This is a genomic window from Mesorhizobium sp. P2_E9 (assembly GCF_056403815.1).
The window spans coordinates 118705-135631 of record NZ_JBFUET010000021.1 but is presented as its reverse complement, the minus strand read 5'-3'; the positions used below and the strand labels follow the sequence as shown (position 1 = coordinate 135631).

The following is a 16927-nucleotide window of genomic DNA, read 5'->3' as shown; positions in this document are numbered from 1 at the left end:
CATGGAAAAACGCCGCATCGGCCAGACGGCGCTCGAGGTCACCGAGATCAGCTTCGGTGGTGCCGCGATCGGCGGCCTCTACCGCGCCTGTTCGCGCGAGGCGGCGATGGAAACGCTGCAAGGCGCGTGGGAGGCGGGCTTGCGCTATTTCGACACCGCGCCCTTCTACGGTTTCGGCCTGTCGGAGCGGCGCTTCGGCGACTTCCTGCGCTACAAGCCACGCGATTCCTATGTGCTGTCCACCAAGGTCGGCCGCCTGTTTCACCCCGTGCCTGAAGACGAGGTTCCCGATCACTCCTATGTCGACCCGCTGCCCTTCGCGCTCGACTACGATTATTCCTATGACGGCATCATGCGGTCGGTCGACTTCAGCTATGCGCGGCTTGGCCTGAACAAGATCGACATCCTCTATGTGCACGACATCGGCGCTTACACGCATGGCGTCGAGAAGACCAAGCTGCACTTTCGCCAGCTGATGGATGGCGGGCTCAAGGCGCTCGAGGAGCTGAAGCGGGCCGGCACGATTTCCGCCTACGGGCTCGGCGTCAACGAAGTCCAGATCTGCCTCGACGTGATGCGCCGGGCGCCGCTCGACTGCATCCTGCTCGCCAGCCGCTATTCCTTGCTCGACCGCAGCGCGGAAGCCGAACTGCTGCCCTTGTGCCGGGCGCAGCAGACATCCCTTGTCATCGGTGGCGTCTTCAACTCCGGCATCCTGGCGACAGGCCCGGTGACAGGCGCGCATTTCGACTATGCGCCGGCCACCGCGGATGTCCTTCACCGTGTCGATGTGATGGAGAAGATCGCCGGCGAAGGCGGCTATCCCTTGGCTGCCGCGGCGTTCCAGTTCCCCCTGCAAGATCCGGTGGTCGCCACCGTGCTGACCGGTACCGCCAAACTGGCGAACCTGACACGCAACCTCGAACTGCTCGACATCGACGTGCCGGAGACGGAATATCAGAAATACCGTCCTTACACGGTGGTGCAGGATCTGGGATGAAAGCGGCATCTTGCCGACATGCCCTTCATGGCGGGCTCCAACTTCACAAATCCGCGACATCTCTGAGAGAATGAACATTCCATGTTGACTAAAGTATGGAATTAATATTCCATACCTCTACGGAACGAAACGGAGCTTCTGGCTGCATCTTGGGAGGAGCAGCGTGCGACTGTGTCCCGCCGACGACAGCAAGTCAGGCGCGAAACACCGCTTGCATCGTCCAGATCGATGCACTATCAAAACAGCGTAAATGTTTTTTATTGATAAAGTTCTGTTTGGGCCACGCCTATCCGGACGGAGCTTTCCGTAACGTTCACCGGGCGACTTAGGGAGGAATCCTAATGAAATTCGTGACCAGCATTCTCAACCGCCGCGCTGTCATGGCACTGGCAGCAGCTTCGATGCTCGCCGGCGTCATGCATTCGGCGCCGGTTTCGGCGGCGGACGTAACCATTCCGATCATCGTCAAGGACACCACGTCCTTCTACTGGCAGATCGTTCTGGCCGGCGCCCGCAAGGCCGGCAAGGATCTCGGCGTCAATGTGCCGGAACTCGGCGCCCAGGCTGAAACCGACGTCAACGGTCAGGTCTCGATCCTCGAGAACGCCGTCGCCAGCAACCCGGCCGCGATCGTGATTGCGCCCACCGAGTTCAAGGCGCTTGGCAAACCGATCGACGAAGCCGCCGCCAAGGTCAAGGTCATCGGTATCGACTCCGGCGCCGACTCCAAGGCCTTCACCTCGTTCCTGACCACCGACAACGTGCAGGGCGGCCGCGTTGCCGCTGACGGCCTCGCAGCCGCCATCGGCGCCGCCAATGGCGGCAAGATCGAGGGCGACGTCGCCCTGATCACCAACGCACCCGGCGCCGGCTCGCTCGAACAGCGCAAGCAGGGCTTCACCGAACAGCTCAAGGCAAAGTATCCGGGCCTGAAGCTGGTCGCCGACAAATATGCCGACGGCCAGGCCACGACCGGCCTCAACATCGCCACCGACCTGATCACCGCCAACCCGAACCTCAAGGGCATCTTCGCCTCCAACCTGATCATGGCGCAGGGCGTCGGTCAGGCTGTCGCCGAGAACAACCTTGGCGGCAAGCTGGCGCTGGTCGGTTTCGACAGCGATGAGAAGCTGATCAAGTTCCTCAACGACGGCGTCATTTCCGCCCTCGTCGTCCAGGATCCGTACCGGATGGGCTATGACGGCATCAAGACCGCGCTCGCCGCGTCCAAGGGCGAGAAGGTCGAAGCCAATGTCGACACCGGCGCCAATCTGGTGACCAAGGACAACATGAAAGACCCCAAGATCGACGCGCTGCTGAACCCGAAGCTCAAGTGAGCCGTCGCATTCATAATCGTTTCCGGGGCCTCGCGCCCCGGAAACATCCACTGCCGGCACAAACGGCTTGGCAACACGCAAGCTTAGGCTAGGCTGTTTTTCGAGGCGCATGTCCTGGCCTTGCCGCATGCCGATCGTGAGGCCAATCTGGGAGGATTGTCATGATTTCGACGGCGCAGGACCTGCACCCCGCCCCCGCGCTGGAGCCCGGCAGGACCATCCTCGAATTACGCGGGCTGGAGAAGCGTTATCCCGGCACGCACGCGCTGAAGCCGGTCAACCTCGCTTTCAAGTCCGGCGAGATCCACGCCATCGTCGGCGAGAACGGCGCCGGCAAATCAACCCTCATCAAGCTCCTGACCGGCGTCATGCCGCGCACCTCAGGCGATGTCTTCTGGGAAGGCAAACCGGCAGCGCTCGCCACCCCGCATGAGGCGATGGCGCTCGGCATCAACGCCGTGCATCAGGAGGTCGTGCTCTGCCGTCATTTGACGGTCGCCGCCAACATGTTCCTCGGCGAGGAGAATTCGCGCTTCGGCATCCTGCAGCAGCGCGCCATGGTCAGGGAAGCGCAGAAGATCATCGACGATCTCGGCTTCGACCTGCCGGCACATGTCGTGCTTGGTGACCTGACCATCGGCCAGCAGCAGCTGATCGCCGCCGCCCGCGCCACCGTGCGCGGCACCAAGTTCCTGATCTTCGACGAACCGACCGCCTACCTCACCCGCAAGGAGGCGGACCAGCTCTTCACGCTGATCCGCCGGCTGAAGGGCGAAGGCGTGACGATCATCTACATCAGCCACCGCATGGAGGAAGTCTTCGAGCTCGCCGATCGCGTCTCCGTGCTGCGCGACGGCACGCTGGTCGGCACCAGGAACATTGCCGAGACCGATGACGCCGAGCTGGTCAAGATGATGATCAACCGCTCAATCGAGCAGGTCTATCACAAAGAGCATTTCACCCCCGGCGCTGCAATCGTCGAGACCAGGAACCTGTCGGGCAAAGGCTTCGAAAATGTCTCGATGACGGTCCGCGCGGGCGAGATCATCGGGCTCTATGGCCTGATCGGCGCCGGGCGCAGCGAGTTCGTCACCACGCTTTACGGCCGCCATCGCAAGTCGGCAGGCGAAATTCTGTGGGAAGGCAAGCCGGTTCAGGTCAACTCCGAACATGACGCGATCAAGCTCGGCATGGCGCTGGCGCCGGAAAGCCGCCGCGACCAGGGTCTCTGCCTCAATCTGCCGGTCGGCCTCAACCTCAACCTGCCGATCTACAAGCGCATCTCCAGCAATTTCTTGATCTCCAACACAAAGGAGAAGGCGGAGGCCGACCGCCAGATCGCCGGCCTCCGGATCAAGACGCCGACACGCGGCGCGCTGGCGTCGAGCCTTTCCGGCGGCAACCAGCAGAAGATCGTCATCGGCAAATGGCTGGCGCATGGCGCCAAGCTGTTCATCTTCGACGAACCGACGGTCGGCGTCGATGTCGGCACCAAGGCCGAAATCTACCGCCTGTTCGGCGAATTGCTGTCGAAGGGCGCCGGCATCATCCTGATCTCGTCCTATTTGCCGGAGGTCTACGAACTGGCCGACACGCTGCACGTGTTCCGGCGCGGCAAGCTGGTGGCCACGCATGGGTTCCACACCGCCAGTCACGAGGACATTCTCACGCAGGCGCTCGCCGAGAAACAAGAAAAACTGGGAGGACAGACATGAGCATCGAGGCGATCCCCGCTGAGAAACCGAAGCGCAACTACAACGTCCTGTTCGGATTGACGCTGCTGGCGCTGCTGGTGTTGCTCTGGATCGTCCTTTCGCTGGCGACGCCAAGCTTCGCTTCGGGCAACAACATCGCCAATCTTCTGCGCCAGGGCTCGATGATCGCCATCATGGCGGTCGGCCAGACCTTCGTCATCATCACCGGCGGCATCGATCTGTCGGTCGGCGCGGTGGTCGGCTTCGCCACCGTCGTCGTCGCGATGATGATCAATGCCGGCTTCCCGATCTGGCTCGCCATTCTGGTGACATTGCTGGTCGGTGTCTCCATCGGCATGTTTCACGGCTTCGGCATCGTCAAGATGGGCCTGCCGCCCTTCATCATCACGCTGGCGACGCTGACCTCGCTGCGCGGCATCGGCCTTCTGATGACCAACGGCAATTCGATCAACATCAACAGCGACACCTTCACCGCCTTCTCGCGCAATTCCTTCGTCGGCATTCCCAATCTGTTCTGGATGGTCATCCTGGTCGGCATCCCGGCCTATATCTTCCTGCATCACAGCCGCTGGGGCCGGTATCTGTTCTCGGTCGGCTCCAACGCCGAGGCCTCGCGCCTGTCCGGCGTCAACGTCCAGCGCACCATCTACATGGCCTATACGCTGTCCGGTCTGTGTGCGGCCTTCGTCGGCGTGCTGCTTGCCGCCCGCATCGGCATCGGCAACCCGACCCAGGCAGAGGGCTGGGAGTTGCAAGCGATCGCCTCGTCGGTCATCGGCGGCACCTCATTGTTCGGCGCCGTCGGCTCAGTGCACGGCCCGCTGCTCGGCGCCTTCATTCTGGCCACCATCAACAACGGCGCCAACCTGCTCAACGTCAACTCGTTCTGGCAGCGCATCATCACCGGCGCGCTGATTATCATCATCGTCTACTTCGACGGGCTGCGCCGCCGCGGCAAGTAGCCCACCTCAATCGATCGCCGGTCCGCCAGAAGTGACGGGCCGGCGATTTCATTAGAGACTGGATTGAAGCATGAAAGCCGTCGTCTGCCGCTCGCCCGGCGAGCTTGTCCTGGAAGACCGCCCGGCGCCTGGCGCCCCGCCCGCCGGCTGGGCGCTGGTCGCGGTCAGCCATGTCGGCATCTGTGGCACCGACTACCACATCTTCGAGGGCAAGCACCCGTTCCTGGCCTATCCCCGCATCATGGGCCATGAAGTGTCGGGGACGATCGTCGAGACCGGTGAAGGTGTCGACCTTGCCGTTGGCGAGCCGGTCGTCATCAACCCCTATCTCTCCTGCGGTAAGTGCATCGCTTGCCGGCACGGCAAGCCGAATTGCTGCGTCAGGATCGAGGTGCTCGGCGTCCACCGTGACGGCGCCATGTGCGAACGCATCCTGGTGCCTGCGCAAAATCTCTATCCGGCAAACGGCCTGTCGTTGGCCGACGCCGCCGCCGTCGAATTCCTCGCCATCGGCGCGCATGCCGTGCGGCGCGCGCGGGGTGAGCCCGGTGCCCGCACGCTGGTCATCGGCGCCGGCCCGATCGGCCTCGGCACCGCCATCTTCGCCCGCATAGCCGGGCTCGACGTGACGCTGCTCGACATGAGCAGTGAAAGGCTGGCCTTCGCCGAAAACGAACTTGGCTTCCGGACCCTTGACGGATCACGCGGCGCGGTACCCGATCTGGTCAGGGAGGCGACATCAGGCGAAGGCTTCGACGTAGTGTTCGATGCCACCGGCAACACCCAATCGGTGCAGTCGGCCTTCGCTCATGTCGCGCATGGCGGGACACTGGTGCTGGTCAGCGTCGTCAAGGACGACATCGTCTTTTCCGACCCCGAATTCCACAAACGCGAAATGACACTGATCGGCAGCCGCAATGCGCTGCATGCCGACTTCGACCATGTCGCCGCCTCGATCCGCAATGGCGCCGTGCCTTTGGCCAAGCTCGTCACCCACCGCACATCGCTTGCCGATACGCCGCGCGATCTCGCCCGCTGGGCGCATGAGAAATCCGGCCTGATCAAGGCCGTGATCGAGGTGGGGTAGCCGGCCGCCGCCGACTCACAGCGCCGACAATTTGAGCTCCACCCGTTCCGCCGGGAAGCGCGATTCCGAAAACTGGATCGGCTGGCCATCCGGCGTCACGTTGACGGCGACCGTGACCAGCACGATGGCGCCAGGCTGCAGATCGAGTGCGGCAAGGTCAGCCGCATCGGCGTGGCGCGCCGACAGCACGGTCGATTGCCGGAGATAATCGTCTATGCCGAAGCGGGCCAGCGACGCGGTGATCGAGCCGGTGTCAGCCATCGCCTTGTCGATGCCGGTAAAGCGCCTGGCATCGAACCATCCGGCAGCGCGCGACACCGGCCGTCCATCGGCTTCGCCGCGTGTCTCCAACCTGATAACCTCGGCTCCTCTGGCCAGGCCAAGCCCCTCGGCAACACGCTGGCTGGCCGGCTCGACGGACGAGGAGAGCAGCACGATATGCCGTTCCGACGTTTGCCCTTGCAGACCGGTCGAGAACCGTGTGCGTGCGCCGATCGGATAGGACAGCCGCTTGCGTGACAGCACGAAGGTGCCGCGTCCCTGCTCGGCCCGCAGCACCCCTTCCTGCACAAGCGCCGATATGGCGCTGCGCACCGTGTGACGGTTGACGCCATAGCGCTCGGCCAGCGCCACCTCAGGCGGCAGTGCGGCATTCTCGGCGAAATCGCCGGTGGCGATCGCCTGCAGAATACTGTCTGCGATCTGCCGCCACAGCGAAACGCCGCTGCACCGCTCGATGCTGTCGGCCGCCATCTGCCCAATCATAACTTCCCCCCGCCTTCTATCGCTTGTCATCCACCCGTCATGGACTCGCGTTAGGTAATATGTATAATTTGTATAGTTGTCTATATCAATAGACAAATTCAGCAAAGAGGAATGCTGCCGATGCGAGGACAGGAAGCCCGCGACCAAGCCGAACGCAAGGCCGCCATGGCGACGCTGGCGCAATCGAGCGGCGACGACGTCGTCCGGCTCTGGAACGAGGCCGGCCTGCCTTCGCAAGCCGAACTGCTGCGCGGCCCCGAGACTGGCCTGGTGACGCTGCGCGGCCGCATCGGCGGCGGCGGCGCGCCCTTCAATGTCGGCGAGGCGACCGTCACCCGCGCCACCGTCCGTCTGCCGTCCGGACAGGTCGGCCATTGCTACGCGCTCGGCCGCGACAAGCAGAAGGCGAAGCTGGCGGCGATAGCCGACGCGCTCTGGCAGGACCCTGCCCGCCGCGCCGAGGTCGAGACCAGGCTGATCGCGCCTTTGAGGTTGGCCTTGACGACCGCCCAGGAAAAACGCCGCGCCGAGACGGCGGCAACGAAGGTGGATTTCTTCACCATGGTTCGCGGAGAAGACTGATGGATATTGCTGCGCAATCGATCGAGGGCGGCTTCGCCGATCCGGTGTTCAACGCCCAGACCGTTTTCCGCGCCGTCATGGACGCGATGGCGCGGCCGGGCAGCGTACAGCCCTTGCCGACCTTGGCCCGCCCGCCGGCGCCGTTCTCGGCAACCGCCGGCGCCGTGGCGCTGGCGCTGTGCGACAACGACACGCCGCTCTGGCTCGACCCGGCCCTGCACACCTCCGCCGCGATCGGCTCCTGGCTTGGTTTCCACACCGGCGCGCCGCTGGCCAACACGCCTGCCGACGCGCATTTCGCCTTCGTCGCCACGCCGGCCGAGATGATGTCGCTCGACGGCTTTTCGCAGGGAACGCAGGATTACCCCGACCGCTCGACCACGCTGATCCTGCAGGTCAGCGACCTCACCTCAGGCGCTCCACTGCTGCTCGAAGGTCCCGGTATCGAAACCAGCGCCACGATCGCGCCCGCGCAGATGCCGCGCCATTTCATCGAGCAGTGGAAGCAGAATACCAAGCGCTTTCCGCGCGGCGTCGACATCATCCTCGTCACCGCTGAAGGCATAGCCTGCCTGCCGCGCACGTCGCGCATCAAGACGATGGAGGCTTGAAGATGTATGTCGCGGTAAAAGGCGGCGAGGCCGCAATCGCCAACGCCCACAGCCTGCTCGCCGACCGTCGGCGCGGCGACCGTTCAGTACCGGCGCTGCGCCTCGACCAGATCGTCGAGCAGCTGGCGCTCGGCGTCGACCGGGTGATGAGCGAAGGCTCGCTCTATGACCGGGAACTCGCAGCATTGGCAATCGTCCAGGCGCGCGGTGACATGATCGAGGCGATCTTCCTGGTGCGCGCCTACCGCACCACGCTGCCGCGCTTCGGCTACAGCAAGGCCATCGACACCAGCACGATGCGGGTCGAGCGGCGTGTCTCGGCAACCTACAAGGATCTGCCCGGTGGTCAGTTGCTTGGTCCGACCTTCGACTACACCCACCGGCTGCTCGATCCCGAACTTGCCGCCGGCGCCGATGTCGCCGAACCCTTGCGGCGCGAGACGGAAGCGCAAGCCATGCCGCGCGTCTCGGCGATCCTTGCCCGCGAAGGCCTGATCGAACCCGATGGTGAGATGCCGCAGGACCATGTCCCCGGCGACATCACCCGCGAGCCGCTGGAATTCCCGATGGCGCGCGACATCCGACTGCAGGCGCTGTCGCGCGGCGATGAAGGTTTTCTCTTGGCGCTCGGCTATTCCACGCAGCGCGGCTATGCCCGCAACCATCCCTTCGTCGGCGAGATCCGCATCGGCGAGGTCGAGCTGGAATTGGACGTTCCCGAACTGCCCTTCGCGGCACCGCTCGGCACGGTCCGGGTCACCGAATGCCAGATGGTCAATCAGTTCAAGGGCTCGGCCAAGGCGCCGCCGCAGTTCACCCGCGGCTACGGCCTGGTCTTCGGCCAGAGCGAGCGCAAGGCGATGGCCATGGCGCTCTGCGACCGGGCGCTGCGTGCCTCCGAACTCGGCGAGGACATTGTCGCCGCGGCCCAGGACGAGGAGTTCGTCATCTCGCACTCCGACAACGTCCAGGCGACCGGCTTCGTCGAGCATTTGAAGCTGCCGCACTATGTTGACTTCCAGGCCGAACTCGACCTCGTGCGCCGTATGCGCGCCGAGTACGAAGCCCGCGAAAACCCGGCGAAGATCGAAGAGAAGCGGGAGGCCGCGGAATGATCGAAGGCCTGTCCCACATGACCTTCATCGTCCGCGATCTAGACCGGATGACCGAGATCCTGACCGGAGTTTTCGACGCGCGCGAAGTCTATGCCAGCGACGCCATGCAGTTCTCGCTGTCGCGCGAAAAATTCTTCCTGATCGGCGACATCTGGATCGCCATCATGCAAGGCGAGGCGCTGCCGGAGCGCAGCTACAACCACATCGCCTTCAAGATCGATGACGCCGATTTCGACCGCTACGCCGAGCGCGTCGGCAAGCTAGGCCTCGACATGCGCCCGCCGCGTCCGCGCGTCGAGGGCGAAGGCCGCTCGATCTATTTCTATGACGACGACAACCACATGTTCGAACTGCACACCGGCACGCTCACCGAGCGGCTGGCGCGCTATGCCAAGGGAGTTGAGGTCGCATCATGACCGACATCGCCACCTACAACTTCGCCTATCTCGACGAACAGACCAAGCGGATGATCCGCCGGGCGATCCTCAAGGGCATCGCCATTCCCGGCTACCAGGTGCCCTTTGCCTCGCGCGAAATGCCGATGCCCTATGGCTGGGGCACCGGCGGCGTCCAGGTCACCGCCTCGATCATCGGCCCGGACGATGTGCTGAAAGTGATCGACCAGGGCGCCGACGACACCACCAATGCGGTCTCCATCCGCGCCTTCTTCAAGAAGGTCGCCAATGTCGCGGTGACGACCGATACCGCCAGCGCCTCAATCATCCAGACCCGCCACCGCATTCCCGAACATCCGCTCACCGCGGGCCAGGTGCTGGTCTACCAGGTGCCGATCCCCGAGCCGCTGCGCTTCCTCGAGCCGCGCGAGACCGAAACGCGAAAGATGCATGCGCTGGAGGAATACGGCCTCATGCATGTGAAGCTCTACGAGGACATCGCCAAGCACGGCCGCATCGCCACCACCTATGCCTATCCGGTGAAGGTCGAGGGCCGCTATGTGATGGACCCCTCGCCGACACCGAAATTCGACAATCCCAAGATGCACCGCTCACCGGCCCTGCAGTTGTTCGGCGCCGGCCGCGAGAAGCGCATCTACGCGGTGCCGCCCTTCACCGAGGTCGTCAGCCTCGACTTCGAGGACCATCCGTTCGAGGTACAGACCTTCGACCAGCCCTGCGCACTGTGCGCGGCGGAGAATGTCTATCTCGACGAGGTCATCCTCGACGATCATGGCGGCCACATGTTCGTCTGCTCCGACACCGATCATTGCGAGAAGCGGCGGGCTGACGGCCATCGCGGCCACCTTGCTCCGGAAAACCATCCTGCCCCGGAAACCCATTCTGTCTCGGAAAAAATGGAGCCGGCACAATGACCAACGAACCGCTGCTGCGCGTCTCGGCGCTGTCCAAATTCTACGGCTCGCGCGTCGGCTGCGACAACGTCTCCTTCGACCTGTGGCCGGGCGAGGTCCTTGCCGTCGTCGGCGAATCCGGTTCCGGCAAGACGACGCTGCTCAACTGCCTGTCGACGCGGCTGCTGCCCTCTTCCGGCACCGCCAGCTACCGCATGCGCGACGGCCAGTTCCGCGAGCTCTACCGCATGAGTGAGGCCGAGCGCCGCTTCCTGATGCGTACCGACTGGGGCTTTGTCCATCAGAACCCGGCCGACGGCCTGCGCATGACGGTGTCGGCCGGCGCCAATGTCGGCGAACGGCTGATGGCGGTGGGCGACCGCCACTACGGCAAGATCCGCGCCACAGCGGTCGACTGGCTGTCGCGCGTCGAGATCGAGGAAGATCGCATCGACGACGAGCCCCGCGCCTTTTCCGGCGGCATGCGCCAGCGCCTGCAGATCGCCCGCAACCTCGTCACCGGGCCACGGCTGGTGTTCATGGATGAGCCGACCGGCGGCCTCGACGTCTCGGTGCAGGCACGCCTGCTCGACCTCCTGCGCGGGCTGGTCACCGATCTTGGCCTCGCCGCCATCGTCGTCACCCACGACCTGGCGGTAGCGCGGCTGCTGTCGCAGCGCATGATGGTGATGAAGGACGGCCGCGTCGTCGAAAGCGGCCTTACCGACCGCGTGCTCGACGACCCGCGCGCGCCTTACACGCAGTTGCTTGTTTCCTCGATTCTGCAGGTCTGACGATGCCGACGCCTCTCGTTGTTTCCGACGTCGCCAAGAGCTTCACCATGCATCTGCGCGACGGCATCAAATTGCCGGTCGTGGCCGGTGTCTCGTTCTCGATCAAGGCCGGCGAATGCACGGTGCTCGGCGGCCCGTCCGGTGCCGGCAAGAGCTCGATCCTGAAAATGCTCTACGGCAACTACGCCGTCGACGAGGGCCAGATCATCGTCAAGCATGAGGACGGACTGATCGATCTCGCCCATGCCAGCCCGCGCACTGTGCTTGCCGTTCGCCGGCAAACGATCGGCTATGTCAGCCAGTTCCTGCGCACCGTACCGCGCGTCGCGGCGCTCGATGTCGTCGCCGAACCGCTGGTCGAGCGCGGCGAAGAGCGCGAGACAGCCAGAGGCAAGGCACGCGCCCTGTTGGCGCAGCTCAATTTGCCGGAAAAACTCTGGGCGCTGCCGCCGGCGACCTTCTCCGGCGGCGAGCAGCAGCGCGTCAACATCGCGCGCGGCTTCATCACCGAGCACCCGATCCTGCTGCTCGACGAACCGACCGCCTCGCTCGACGCCAAAAATCGTGACGTGGTGATCGAACTCATTGCCGCCAAGAAGGCAGCCGATGTCGCCCTGCTCGGCATCTTCCACGACCATGATGTGCGCGAGGCGGTGGCCGACCGCATCATCGACGTCACTGCCTTCGCTCCAGGAAAAATCGCCGCATGACCAGGAAACTGTCGGAGACGCCACTGATCCACCCGACGGCGGAAGTGCACAATTCGACGCTCGGCCGCTGGACCGAGATTGCCGACCGCAGCCGGGTTTCGGAAAGCGAACTCGGCGACTATTCCTACATGATGCAGGACTGCGCCGTCTGGTGCGCGACGATCGGCAAATTTGCCAACATCGCGGCAAGCGTGCGCCTCAACGCCACCAATCACCCGACCTGGCGGCCGACGCTGCACCACTTCACCTACCGCGCCTCGGACTATTGGGACGACGCCGAGCACGAGAGTGAATTCTTCGCTGAGCGTCGCGCCAAGCGCGTCACCATCGGCCACGACACCTGGCTCGGCCACGGCTCGACCGTCCTGCCCGGCGTCACCGTCGGCGATGGCGCGGCTGTCGGCGCCGGCGCGGTGGTCTCGAAGGACGTCCCGCCCTACACCATTGTCGCCGGCGTGCCGGCCAAGCCGATCCGCGAGCGCTTCGACCGCCGCACCGCCGAGCGCTACCAGGCACTCGCCTGGTGGGACTGGGACCACGCCAGGCTGCGCGCCTCACTCGACGATTTCCGTGACCTGTCGGCGGAGGCGTTTCTGGAGAAGTATGGTTGACGCGAATGGTGTTTTCGTCGAACTAATAATCAGCCAACCAATGCGATGGAGCATATGTGACCTTTATTGTCGTAATCCCTCTTTTCATTGGACTGGGGTTGGTCGCGTTGGGGATTTTGGCGATTAAGCTTGGAGTTAAGCGTTGGAGGCAATCTGACGTTGGCTCTTCAGTAACGTTGATGATATTGGGTTGTGTTTTGCTCACGGCGGCGATAGCCCCGCTCTATATGTTGTGGATCCTTGCGCAACTTACAGGTAAGCCAGGCTGACAAAGTAATACAAGCAAAGCAAGATAATTCGGAGAGCGAGGGTAGACCGGCATCTTTACATTGCTATAGGTGGGCGCCATGCGTTTTATTGACCAGTATCGCTTGCTTTGGTATGCCTTGTTCGCGGCTCGCTATATGCTTTTGAAACATTCGACAATTTCATATCCCTGACACAGGACTCGGACAGGACGCCATCTCCCCCAAGGAGATCGCCATGCTCGAAACCGTGAAACCCTCGCTCGCCGGATTCTTTGCCGGCTCCAACCCGGCTCCGCCGGCGCATCTTGGCACGCGTTACGACACGTCAGGCAATTTCCTGACCGAGCCCGGCAACACCGTCGTCAGTCATCTCGTCAGCGGTTCGCCGTCCGAGGCAGTCATGCTTGTGGTGCGCGACAAGATGCTGGCGATGCCCGACGCCGACCGACTCGCCTTCACGCCCGTTTCCAGCCTGCACATGACGCTGTTCCAGGGCATCATCGAGTACCGCCGCCGCTTGCCCTACTGGCCGCAGGACGTGCCGCTCGACACCAGCATCGACGCCATGACCCGGCTTTATCTGGAACGCTTGAAAGGCTTCGAAGGCTTCGGTCCCTTCAACATCAAGGTGGTCGAAATCGTGCCGACCGGCCTCACCGTTGCCGGTGCGACGGACAACGACGTGCGCATCATGCGTCAATGGCGCGATGCGCTGGCGGTGCCGTTCGGGTACCGGCACCCCGATCACGACACGTATGTCTTCCACATCACCTTCGCTTACCAGATCCAGCGCCTGGCAGATGCCAGAGCCGCTGCGTGGCAGACGCTGTTCGATGAGGGCCTGGCACTTTTCGCACGGCAGGCACCGGTGATCGAGATCAAGGCCCCCGCCTTCTGCGCCTTCCGCGACATGAAGCATTTCGAGGAATTGCTGGTGCTTGGCTGACCGTCGGCAAGACACCAGTCGTCGCGCCTGTGGAGCGTAACAAAACTGACATGCTGGCGACATGGCAGGTTCATGTGGCTGCGTTAGGCGAGAGCCTGACGATCAATAAGGCCCGGACTGGAGCCCAGCCCCATGTCAGCAAGCTCTGCCACGCTCGAAATCCGCGGTGTCAGCCGACGATTTGGCAAAAACACCGCCGTCAGCGATGTCAACATCTCGATCCCGCAGGGTCAGATGGTCGGTGTCATTGGTCGTTCGGGCGCCGGCAAATCGACCCTTCTTCGCATGATCAACCGTCTTGTCGACCCCAGCCAGGGGTCGATTTTTTTTGACAGCGCCGAGGTCTCCCAGCTGCGCGGCTCGCCGCTGCGGCGTTGGCAGCGCGACTGCGCCATGATCTTCCAGCAGTTCAACCTGGTGCCGCGCCTCGACGTGCTGACCAACGTGCTGCTCGGCAAGTTGAACCACCGTTCGACCCTGTCCAACCTTCTCGGCATGTTTTCGCGCGCCGAATGCGCCGAGGCAGTCGCCGCGCTCGAGCGGCTCGATATTGCCCGCACCGCGCTTCAGCCCGCCGGTACGCTGTCCGGCGGACAACAGCAGCGCGTCGCCATCGCCCGCGCCCTGATGCAGCAGCCCAAGGTGATCCTCGCCGACGAGCCGATCGCCTCGCTCGACCCGCTCAACGCCAAGGTGGTGATGGATTCGCTGCAGGACATCAATCTGCGCGAAGGCATCACCGTCGTCACCAACCTGCATACGCTCGATACCGCGCGCACCTATTGCAGCCGCATCATCGGCATGGCCGCCGGCAAGGTTGTCTTCGACGGCCCGCCCGAAGAGCTCAACCGCGAGGCCGTGCGTCTCGTCTATGGCGCCGACAGCAATGGCGGCGAAATCGCCGAGGCCATCACCTCGACCAGCGTTGCCTTCAAGCAAAAGATTGCAGCATCCGCCGGACCGCTCGAGCCTGCATTCCCAGGTTACTGAGTTCAAGAAAGGGCGGCTCGGATCGTCCGCCCGCGTCAAGGGCACCTGTCAAAATCGATAACGCTGCCGGCGCGGGGCCGGAACCTACAGGAGAGATATCAAATGTTCAGGAAGATGGTTCTCAGCGCCGTTTCGGTGCTCGCCATGGCAACCAGCATGGCCCACGCCGCCGATCTGAAGGAATTCCGCGTCGGCATTCTGGGCGGTGAAAACGAGACCGACCGGCTGCGCAACTACCAGTGCCTTGCCGACCATCTGAAGACCGAATTCGGCTTCGAGAAGGTCTCGCTGTTCCCCGCCGCCGACTATGACGGCGTCATCCAGGGCCTGCTCGGCGGCACGCTCGACTTCGCAGAGCTCGGCGCGTCCGGCTATGCCAGCGTCTATCTCAAGGATCCGAAGGCGGTGACCCCGATCCTCACGACCAAACAGACCGACGGTTCCACCGGTTACTATTCGATCGGCCTGGCGCTGAAGACCTCGGGCATCACCGACATCAAGTCGGCCAAGGGCAAGAAGCTCGGCTACGCCGATCCGGATTCGACCTCCGGCTACCTGATCCCGCTGACGCAAATTCCGAAGGACACCGGCGCCTCCAACGAGACCTATTTCGCCTCGACCCAGTTCAACGGCGGCCATGAGAACAACATCCTGGCCGTGCGCGATGGCAAGGTAGACGTCGCGGTGGACGATTCCTCCGGCATCGGCGACTTCAAGAACGGCTACACCTCCGGCACCTTCCACAAGGAAGTCGCCAAGGGCGCCGTCGACTCCAACGACTTCGTCGAAGTCTGGCGTTCGGGCCAGATCCCGAACGGTCCGCTGGTCGTGCGCGCCGCGCTCGGCGACGAGATGACCGCCAAGCTCGCCGCCTTCTTCACCGATCTGCCGAAGAAGGACAAAGCTTGCTTCGAGGGCGTCGAAGGTGGCGATTTCACCGGCTACGTTCCGGTGAAGCCGGACTTCTACAACGTCATCGTCGAAGCCCGTAAGGCAGCCATCGGCGGCTAACGGCGAAATCGAAAAGGGCGGTGTTACTAAAGCGACGTGCGTTCATTTGGACGCACAAAGTACGCTTTAGCACTTAGGATTGCCGCATCGGACCTTCAGAAAATCGGGTTTCGATTTTCGGGCCGATGCGGCGGCACCGCCCTTTTTGCATCTCCGATCATGACCCTTTCCGTGACAGCCCCCTCTTTGACAGCCTCTTCCGGCGCCACCCACCAGATGGCCGATGCCTGGCGACGCCAGACGTCGCTGCGCCGGTTCTATACAGTGCTGGGTGTCGGCCTGCTGCTCGTCGCGATGTTCGCCAGCATGTGGTTCGCCGACGAGGCCAATGCCGGGCACTTCTTCGACCGGCTGCCGCATATTCTGGATTTCTTGAGTTGGCTCACCCCCAAGGACTGGAACGACGTCTGGCGGGCGCTATTCGACATTGCCTCGCCGCATGACACCGGCACGCAGGAATTCAACTTCCCGCTCGGTCGCATCTATGTCTGGGGCGGGTTCTACATCCCCGAATATTTCGAGCTGATGATCACCACCGTGAACGTGGCCCTGGTTTCGACCTTCATCGGCCTCATCTTCGCCGTGCCGTTCTCGTTCATCGCCGCGCGCAATCTGACGCCCCATCCGCTGCTGCGGCTGATCGTCAAGCGTTTCATGGAGTTGCTTCGCGCCTTTCCGGAGATCGTCATCGCCGGCCTGTTCGCGGCCATCGTCTCGATCGGGCCGATCGCCGCCATCATCGCCATCGGCCTGCATTCGATCGGCGCACTCGGCAAGCTGTTCTACGAGGTCAACGAGAACATCGACATGCGTGCCGAGGAAGGTCTGCGCGCGGTCGGCGCCAACTGGTTCGAGCGGGTGCGCTTTGCCGGCCTGCCGCAGGTGCTGCCCAATTTCATGTCCTACACGCTGCTGCGCGTCGAGATCAATGTCCGCATCTCGACCATCATCGGCGCCGTCGGCGGCGGCGGCATCGGCGAGGAATTGAAGCTCTCCATCTCGCGCGGCTTCGGCGCCAAGACGCTGGCGCTGGTGCTGCTCTTGTTCACGACCATCTTCATCATTGACCAGTTTTCCGCCTGGCTGCGCCGCAAGCTGGTCGGCGAACAAGCCTTCATGATGGGGGCGTAAATC

18 protein-coding genes are annotated in these 16927 nt (G+C 63.3%); 17 read left to right on the top strand and 1 reads right to left on the bottom strand.

The window, feature by feature from the left end; all coding sequences use genetic code 11:
• The first annotated feature begins 1 nt into the window (after nt 1).
• From AC1D05_RS30925 to AC1D05_RS30905, 5 genes are all read left to right on the top strand, one after another.
• Nucleotides 2-1000 (top strand): aldo/keto reductase, encoded by a 999-nt coding sequence (locus tag AC1D05_RS30925; RefSeq protein ID WP_477446076.1) that lies wholly within the window; start codon nt 2-4, stop codon nt 998-1000.
• 341 nt (nt 1001-1341) lie between these two features.
• The gene (locus AC1D05_RS30920; RefSeq protein WP_477446075.1) at nt 1342-2337 is read left to right on the top strand and encodes a substrate-binding domain-containing protein; all 996 of its coding nucleotides are present in this window, start codon (nt 1342-1344) and stop codon (nt 2335-2337) included.
• Nucleotides 2338-2498: 161 nt separating this feature from the next.
• On the top strand, nt 2499-4052 hold the full coding sequence (locus AC1D05_RS30915; protein ID WP_477446073.1) for a sugar ABC transporter ATP-binding protein: 1554 nt from the start codon (nt 2499-2501) through the stop codon (nt 4050-4052).
• Nucleotides 4049-5014 (top strand): ABC transporter permease, encoded by a 966-nt coding sequence (locus AC1D05_RS30910; RefSeq protein ID WP_477446071.1) that lies wholly within the window; start codon nt 4049-4051, stop codon nt 5012-5014. The genes AC1D05_RS30915 and AC1D05_RS30910 overlap by 4 nt, the downstream gene beginning before the upstream one ends.
• A gap of 70 nt (nt 5015-5084) precedes the next feature.
• Nucleotides 5085-6101, top strand: a complete 1017-nt coding sequence (locus AC1D05_RS30905) for a zinc-binding alcohol dehydrogenase family protein (RefSeq protein WP_477446069.1) — start codon at nt 5085-5087, stop codon at nt 6099-6101.
• Nucleotides 6102-6116: 15 nt separating this feature from the next.
• On the opposite strand, the gene phnF is transcribed toward AC1D05_RS30905, so the two are convergent.
• On the bottom strand, nt 6117-6866 hold the full coding sequence (gene phnF / locus AC1D05_RS30900) for a phosphonate metabolism transcriptional regulator PhnF (RefSeq protein ID WP_477446067.1): 750 nt from the start codon (nt 6864-6866) through the stop codon (nt 6117-6119).
• Nucleotides 6867-6986: 120 nt separating this feature from the next.
• On the opposite strand from phnF, the gene phnG reads away from it, so the two are divergent.
• The 12 genes from phnG (at nt 6987) to phnE (ending at nt 16924) form a co-directional block, all read left to right on the top strand.
• Nucleotides 6987-7448 carry a phosphonate C-P lyase system protein PhnG gene (gene phnG / locus AC1D05_RS30895; protein ID WP_477446065.1) on the top strand — a complete coding sequence of 154 codons (462 nt, stop codon included), beginning with the start codon at nt 6987-6989 and terminating at the stop codon, nt 7446-7448.
• Nucleotides 7448-8059, top strand: a complete 612-nt coding sequence (gene phnH, locus AC1D05_RS30890; protein ID WP_477446063.1) for a phosphonate C-P lyase system protein PhnH — start codon at nt 7448-7450, stop codon at nt 8057-8059. The genes phnG and phnH overlap by 1 nt, the downstream gene beginning before the upstream one ends.
• 2 nt (nt 8060-8061) lie before the next feature.
• Entirely contained in the window at nt 8062-9174 is a 1113-nt protein-coding gene (locus AC1D05_RS30885) for a carbon-phosphorus lyase complex subunit (RefSeq protein WP_477446061.1), read from the top strand.
• Nucleotides 9171-9590, top strand: coding sequence for a FosX/FosE/FosI family fosfomycin resistance hydrolase (gene fosX, locus AC1D05_RS30880; RefSeq protein ID WP_477446059.1), 420 nt, complete (start codon nt 9171-9173; stop codon nt 9588-9590). Before AC1D05_RS30885 ends, fosX begins: the two co-directional genes overlap by 4 nt.
• Nucleotides 9587-10504, top strand: coding sequence for an alpha-D-ribose 1-methylphosphonate 5-phosphate C-P-lyase PhnJ (locus tag AC1D05_RS30875; protein ID WP_477446057.1), 918 nt, complete (start codon nt 9587-9589; stop codon nt 10502-10504). The genes fosX and AC1D05_RS30875 overlap by 4 nt, the downstream gene beginning before the upstream one ends.
• A complete protein-coding gene (gene phnK / locus AC1D05_RS30870) occupies nt 10501-11277 on the top strand; it encodes a phosphonate C-P lyase system protein PhnK (RefSeq protein ID WP_477446055.1) in 777 nt (258 codons plus the stop codon). The genes AC1D05_RS30875 and phnK overlap by 4 nt, the downstream gene beginning before the upstream one ends.
• Before the next feature lie 2 nt (nt 11278-11279).
• The gene (gene phnL, locus AC1D05_RS30865; RefSeq protein WP_477446053.1) at nt 11280-11987 is read left to right on the top strand and encodes a phosphonate C-P lyase system protein PhnL; all 708 of its coding nucleotides are present in this window, start codon (nt 11280-11282) and stop codon (nt 11985-11987) included.
• Nucleotides 11984-12598, top strand: a complete 615-nt coding sequence (locus AC1D05_RS30860; RefSeq protein ID WP_477446051.1) for a DapH/DapD/GlmU-related protein — start codon at nt 11984-11986, stop codon at nt 12596-12598. Before phnL ends, AC1D05_RS30860 begins: the two co-directional genes overlap by 4 nt.
• A gap of 483 nt (nt 12599-13081) precedes the next feature.
• Nucleotides 13082-13792: a DUF1868 domain-containing protein gene (locus tag AC1D05_RS30855; protein WP_477446049.1), complete on the top strand. Its 711-nt coding sequence runs from the start codon at nt 13082-13084 to the stop codon at nt 13790-13792.
• Nucleotides 13793-13924: 132 nt separating this feature from the next.
• A complete protein-coding gene (gene phnC / locus AC1D05_RS30850; RefSeq protein ID WP_477446047.1) occupies nt 13925-14782 on the top strand; it encodes a phosphonate ABC transporter ATP-binding protein in 858 nt (285 codons plus the stop codon).
• A 102-nt stretch (nt 14783-14884) separates the two neighbouring features.
• Entirely contained in the window at nt 14885-15793 is a 909-nt protein-coding gene (gene phnD, locus AC1D05_RS30845) for a phosphonate ABC transporter substrate-binding protein (RefSeq protein ID WP_477446045.1), read from the top strand.
• Nucleotides 15794-15952: 159 nt separating this feature from the next.
• Entirely contained in the window at nt 15953-16924 is a 972-nt protein-coding gene (gene phnE / locus AC1D05_RS30840) for a phosphonate ABC transporter, permease protein PhnE (RefSeq protein ID WP_477446043.1), read from the top strand.
• Nucleotides 16925-16927: the final 3 nt, after the last annotated feature.